The sequence below is a fragment of the Streptomyces sp. URMC 127 genome, assembly GCF_051386535.1.
Lineage (GTDB): Bacteria > Actinomycetota > Actinomycetes > Streptomycetales > Streptomycetaceae > Streptomyces.
Genome location: NZ_JBPQTW010000045.1, coordinates 33,589 through 39,588 on the forward strand (window position 1 = coordinate 33,589; position 6,000 = coordinate 39,588).

Consider the following 6,000-nt stretch of genomic DNA (forward strand, 5'->3'; position numbering starts at 1 on the left):
GCGAGGCCTGCGAACCCGGGAATCCTGGCCCGATCCTGTTCGGGGCGGCCCTCAGTGACCTCGGTGGCGAGTTTGTCGAGTAGGTGCTGACGCTCCAGCAATTCGGTCACGCGCGAGTCTGTGGCCCCTGTCGACCGCTGGATGCTTGGGCTTCTCGGCGGACGGCGCGGCCACTGCCGAACCGCTGGAGGCGGCTGTCACCGCCCCTATGGCTAAGGCAATCGATTGCGCCCATGGCCGCGTGGCTCTTCTTGTCGTGCTGTTTCAAGGGTGCCTCCTCGCTGTTGCGGACAGGTGAACGTGGGAATCCTGGTGGCGTTGAGCAGGGCGAGAAACAGCGGATCCGGCCATTCCGGCAACCACACATAAGATGACGCGCAGCGGTACATGGAGGGTCGGTCGGTGCATCTGGGGCCGCCCGATGACGGCTTCGCCCCGATGGCCTGCGGACTGTCGGGGATGGAGATCTGGAAGATCCTGCGGAACTGTCGCCTCAAGGGCGACGGGGTCTTCTGCGCCACCAGCAGCATCGCCCACGTTCACAACCTCACCTTCAGCCACTGAACACAGCTCACGAGACAGGGTTTTAGGCCGACTGGGCGAGAGTAACGGGGGCGGTGACTGGAATGTTCTCGCGGAGGGCAGGAACTCCGCACCCTTCTCGCCTTACGGAGGTCGAGTTGAGAAGAACACGAAGCTACTTGCTCGCGGTTACTCTGCTTCTCTTCTTCAGTACGGCGACGGCTGTGGCACAGAATCACAGCAGCGCGTCGCGGGGCCAAGAGCGGCTGGCCGCCCATACGCGCGTCGTCGGCCCGCCGGTGCACGTGCCCGCCAGCATCCCCCGCCAGTTGCACACCGCCAGAGCCAGTTGTCCGGCGGGCCAGGTTCCCACGGGCGGAGGTGTGACCATTGACGCCAACTCTGTGCTGAGGCTTGACCAGTCGTACGCCAGTGGAAACACGTGGGTCGTTACGGTAACCGCCGACTCCCTGACTAGCAAGACCATCCACGCCACGGTCATCTGCTCCCCTGAACAGCACACCATGGTGTTCAGTCCGCCACGAGTACTCCAAGGGTTCGATCCTGAGGTCGTGCCGGTGAATTGCCCCGTCGGACAGTTCCCCACAGGTGGAGGTGGGCGGGTCAGCGGGGGTGAAGTTTACGTCTTCGCTTCGAACCCCAACGGGGACCGGTGGGAATTCGGCGTCGAGAAGGCGACGGGAGGGCCCCGTACCGTGGAGGCCTTTGTGGTTTGCTCGCCCAAGCTTCACCGGCAGTTCTTCAGCCCCCCGTCAACCATGACGTCGCTCGGCGGTGCCACTGCCAGGCAACCATGTCCTACTGGAGAGGTCACCGGCGGCGGGGCTCTGGGCACCGGTACGGCCCTCGACAACACGACCTTCGACGGCAACGGGTGGCGCGTCGGCGCGACCAACGTTTCGGGCGCGCCACAGACCCTGACGGCGGCAGCGGTCTGTACTGGCTGACAGTGTCATGAATTCCCCGCCCTCAAGCAACCCAGTGTGTACGTCGCCGTCCAAGGAGCACACAGGAGCATTCCCGAGACGCACGCCACCTTCCGTGTGCACCTCAGGAGCTGAAGCCAGGCCGGCATAGCCGAATCATCGAAAGAGCCCGAGTAGTCCGTGCTGCTCGGGCTCTTTCGAGTTCCTGAACACCAGAGGAGATCCGTGACCAGCTCACCCACAAGTCAGCAGGACGACAGTGGCCTCGACCGGGCCCTGAAGAGTGCCACCGGGGTGCTCGGCAAGACCGATACGAAGACGGCGTTGCTCTTCGGCCTCGACGTGGGACTGGTCTCCATGGTCCGTGCCGCCTTATCCGACGGCCTGACGGCTGCCCGCATCACCGCCGTCGTGGCGTCCGGGTTCCTCGCGGTGTCGATCGTGTTCATCGCGCTCGTGGTCCTGCCCAGGCTCCACGAAGACGGCTGCAGCAGCTTCTTGCGCTGGGCGAAGCTGCCCGCCGGAGGAGATCCGGGAAGACGCCCGAGGGGACGCTCGCTGCGAGGAGATCACGGTCCAGTCCCGGCTGGCGCTGATCAAGTTCCGGCGGCTCCGGGTGGCGTGCGTGGCCTCGGCTGGGGGGCGAGCCGGCCGTGGCGGATTGCGTGCAGGGACATGCCGGTCAGGGTGCGGAAGGTTTCCGCTGCGGACGTGCGGGTCAGCCGCGTCCCGTCCGGCTCGACGAACACGGGTTGCGCGCACCGCCGCCCGAGGCTCCCACGGGCGGCGGGGCGGACAGTCGTTCAGTACGCGAGGTGGAAACCGGCGCCGACTCCACCGTTGGCGTTCATCTCGTCGATGATGCTGAGGATGGGCGAGCTGTGCTGGGCGCCCCAAGCGTTGCCGACCAGCGTCTGTCCGACGACGACCGGGGAACCGGAGTCGCCGCCGTTGGTCCAGATGAGGTGGGTGAACCACATGTTGTGGGTGCCCAGCTTGATACCACAGGTGAGGCCGGTGCGGTGGCCTTGCTTGCACATGCGGACCCCGTTGGCGGGCGGGGCTCCGATCGATGAGATGGTCACCTCGCCAACGGTGCTGGTGGGAGCGACTCTGGTCTCGTCCAGCAGGATCACCGCGTAGTCGAGGCCCTTAGGACCGCTGTTGAGAAGGTTGTTGGGCGTGCTGACGTACGTCACCGTGCCGATGGGCCCGGTCTCCAGATCGGGGCGGGTGTTGGGAATCGGCGCCGGGGCCTGTGCTGTTCCCGCGGGCGAGGCGTCCCGGTAGACCTTTTCCCCGACGAGCTTGTTGCCCTTGTCGTCGATGAAGCAGTGTGCATTGGTCAACGCCACCAGATTGCCGGCGTTGTCGCGGCCTACCGCGGTGAGGGTGCAGATGAACAGGCTCGTGGGCGCCTCCGGGCTTGGATTCATCCGGAAGACGATCCCGGTGCCGCCGCCGACGGGGGTGCGCGTGTCCGTACGGGAATCCGCACTGGCGGACGGAACCGCGCTGATGGACATGGCCGCCGCGAGGACGGCGAGGCCGAGGGCACGTATCGCTCGTAACATGTGATGACTCCTGTATAGGGCGGGTTTCTGGTGCGGGGCTTGGCGGGGGTTGCGGGATGCGGAGGGGACCGTATGTGCCTGGAAACTGCATACGGCCAGGTCGGCAGCGGTGCCGGCGGTCGCGCCGTCGGACCTCCAGGTGACCGTCGCACTGGCCGGTGCTGACGGAGAGGATCCGGGAGTTCATCGCGTCACCCGCGTAGACGGCTGCGCCCGGGCCTGCGGCCGACTGGCACGTCTTCAGGGCCGCCGGCGTGCCGACGTGGGGGATCGGCGGTCGCGGGCTCGGCCTGCGCCACCGAAGGGAGCACGACCAGCACCGCGCACGCCACGTCGAGTGCTGCGGCCGCCAGTCCTGCGCGGCCGGACTCCCTTGCCATTCCTCCTCCCGGATGATTGGGCGAGCCGATCGATCCGCATGGTAGCCAGGGTGCGCAGGACCGGCTCCCCGGAACTTTCCGGGTGGACAGCCGAACAGTCAGGCGGCGTGGCAGCCCGCACACTCCCGTCTTCCGAGCCGGGCGGTTACGACGGGAATGGGGACTGGCGTGTCTGTACCGCCCTGCGGCGTGCCTTGTCGGGACTCACGTCTCAGGTCGTTCGGCTTCTCGTCCGGCCCGGTCCGGTCCGGTCCAGGCAGCGCCCCTCACCGCGGCTCCTTGCGGCTGCCCCGGGCGCTCAGCGCGCGGATCGGCCCGATCAGCGCCCGGTAGACCGGCCGCACCACACGGCCGGGAAGGTGGCGGTGACGTTCCTCGTGCCAGACCCTCGCCCTGCGGTGCGACGCGATGGGCGACCACCGGTCGGGATCGGGGGGTTCGGATGTGTGGAACTCGACGCGGCAGAGGTGCTTCGTACTGACGAAGCCGTACTGGCCGGGGCTGACCAGTCGCAACGGAGCGCCATGGTCGCTGTCGAGCGGCTGCCCGTCGAGACGGTCGGCGATCAGCACGTCGTCCGCCAAGGTGTCCTCCAGCAACGCGATCGACCGGTAGCCGTCGAGACCTTCGAAGACGACATGGCTGATCGACGTGCCCGGCTCGAGCAGCGGTTCGACCCGCGTGCGGTAGAGGTTGCGGAACGGGGCTCCCTCCCACAGCAGGCCGGTCGCCGACCATCCGGCGACACAATGGAAGTCGGCCCCGAGCTCTCGTCGTGGCAGCTCTGCGAGGTCGGCCACAGACAGCGTGAGGGCCTCGGTCAGGACTCCACCGATCTCGATCACCGGGTCGGCGGGGACGGGTGGAGGCGGGTGATGGAGATGCTTGCCGAAGCGTGGGAATCCATCGACGGCGCGTTGACCTGGGGGAAGCGTCATGCCGGTCCTCCATGGGGTGAGGCTCGGTACGAGGAGAGGTCGTGATCGGGGGCTGAGCTTCGGCTTCGCCGGTCCTGCTGGCCCTGCCGGCAATGCCGGTACGGCCGGTCCTGCCACTCCTGCCCCGCTCCGGTGGACTCCCCGGCCGTTCACCGGAGCCGGGCAATCGGCCCGGTGCCTCGTGGCGTCGGGCCGATGCTTCGTACGCTAGAGCCTCCACCGCACGGGAGATTCAAGGGGATGAGATGGACGTCACTTGGTCGATCGGGGAACTCGCCACGCGTGCGGGGCTGTCGGTGAAGACCATCCGCTACTACACCGACATCGGCCTGCTGCCGACGGCCCCGCGCAGCCAGGGAGGCCATCGCCGCTACCCGCCACAGGCGCTGGAACAGTTACAGCTGGTGCGGCAGTTGCGTGCGCTGGATGTACCGATCGTGGACATCACCGGCGTCGCGAACGAAGGCCAAGGACTCGGCGACCTGGTGGCCGGGCAGCTGGCGGGCACCCGGGCGCAGTTGACGGAACTGCGCTGGCGTGAGGCGTCGTTGCAGGCGTTGGAGGAGTGCTCCGGTCCGGAGCGGCTGCGGCGGCTGCACGTGCTGGCCAAGATTCGGCGCCGGCCGCAGGCCACCGCGGACCTCGCCCGGGCATGGGAGCGCGTCCTGCCCCCGGGGCTGCCGACGCGGCTGGCCGACGCCATCACCGCACAGGCCGTTCCGGAGCCGCCGCGCGATCCCACCCCCGATGCCGTACTGGCCTACGCCGAGCTCCATTGCCTCGTGGCGGAGCCCGCGTTCCTGGACTACTGGGCCGCACCCCATGTGCGGGACAAGGCATCGATGTACGCGGCGCTCCTCGATGCCTCTGCCGGTGCCGCACCCGCCGTCGCCGCCGGGCGGGCACCGCACAGGTGCGAGGCCCTGGACGCTTTCTGCCGCGCCTGTGCCCGTGCCCTCGAGGCCAAAGACACCCCCGATTTCCGCGCGCTCATGGCCACGGGCATGCAGACGACCGTTTCTCTGTTCCGCGGATACTGGCAGCGCGTGGACACCCTCACCACCGTTCCCGGGCCGAACCTGGGAAGGACACACTGCTGGCTCGTGGAGGGCGTCATCGCCGAGTACGGCCCCGCGGGTGCGGGCGTCGGTTCACGGCGCCCGCCGGTGCCCGGACGATGACCCCCGCCGGGCGGTCCCGCCCGGCGACCGGCGTCCGAGCCGACTCATGTCGTACGGACGGGCTGTCCGGCGACGAGCGGCTGGTCGCGCGCTCGACCGGGCCGAGGCCGCCGGCGCCGCCGGGCGAGCCGAGGTCGTCGAAGAACTCGGCGCTGAACTCGGCGTTCGCCTTCTGGTGGTCCCGGCACGCCCACAAAACTCTCTCCTGATACGGGGACGGGTTAGGCGGTCATGGTCACCGCTTCCGGGGTGGGGAGGGGCGCGTCATTGCGTCGCCGCACGGTAGGAAACGGTAGGAAGCGGCAAGCCAGGGGCCTACGCGGCGGGGCTGCACAGTACGGGGTGAGGGTGTGCACGCAGGGTCCACGGGAGGAAACGGGAGGAAGATGCGAAGCCGTCCGGAGTCCCAACTCGCTCCTCAGCGCTGACGTCCCGCCGCCCGTCCCCCCACCAGCACC

Annotated in this window: 4 protein-coding genes and 1 pseudogene; 3 read left to right on the plus strand and 2 right to left on the minus strand. The window is 68.4% G+C overall.

Features of this window, described 5'->3' with window-relative positions:
• Nucleotides 1-459: 459 nt before the first annotated feature.
• Nucleotides 460-564, plus strand: a pseudogene (locus tag ACSNOH_RS13170) (IS5/IS1182 family transposase); the annotation flags it as partial.
• Between the two features lie 341 nt (nt 565-905).
• The gene (locus ACSNOH_RS13175) at nt 906-1,490 is read left to right on the plus strand and encodes a hypothetical protein (protein WP_436721457.1); all 585 of its coding nucleotides are present in this window, start codon (nt 906-908) and stop codon (nt 1,488-1,490) included.
• 782 nt (nt 1,491-2,272) lie between these two features.
• Here ACSNOH_RS13175 and ACSNOH_RS13180 read toward each other — a convergent pair.
• Together ACSNOH_RS13180 and ACSNOH_RS13185 are read right to left on the minus strand one after the other, a co-directional pair.
• Nucleotides 2,273-3,043: a peptidase S1 gene (locus ACSNOH_RS13180; RefSeq protein ID WP_436721458.1), complete on the minus strand. Its 771-nt coding sequence runs from the start codon at nt 3,041-3,043 to the stop codon at nt 2,273-2,275.
• Nucleotides 3,044-3,689: 646 nt separating this feature from the next.
• Nucleotides 3,690-4,361: a molybdopterin-dependent oxidoreductase gene (locus tag ACSNOH_RS13185; RefSeq protein ID WP_436721459.1), complete on the minus strand. Its 672-nt coding sequence runs from the start codon at nt 4,359-4,361 to the stop codon at nt 3,690-3,692.
• 245 nt (nt 4,362-4,606) lie between these two features.
• Here ACSNOH_RS13185 and ACSNOH_RS13190 point away from each other — a divergent pair, with 245 nt between their 5' ends.
• Nucleotides 4,607-5,542: a MerR family DNA-binding transcriptional regulator gene (locus ACSNOH_RS13190; protein ID WP_436721460.1), complete on the plus strand. Its 936-nt coding sequence runs from the start codon at nt 4,607-4,609 to the stop codon at nt 5,540-5,542.
• Nucleotides 5,543-6,000 lie beyond the last annotated feature (458 nt).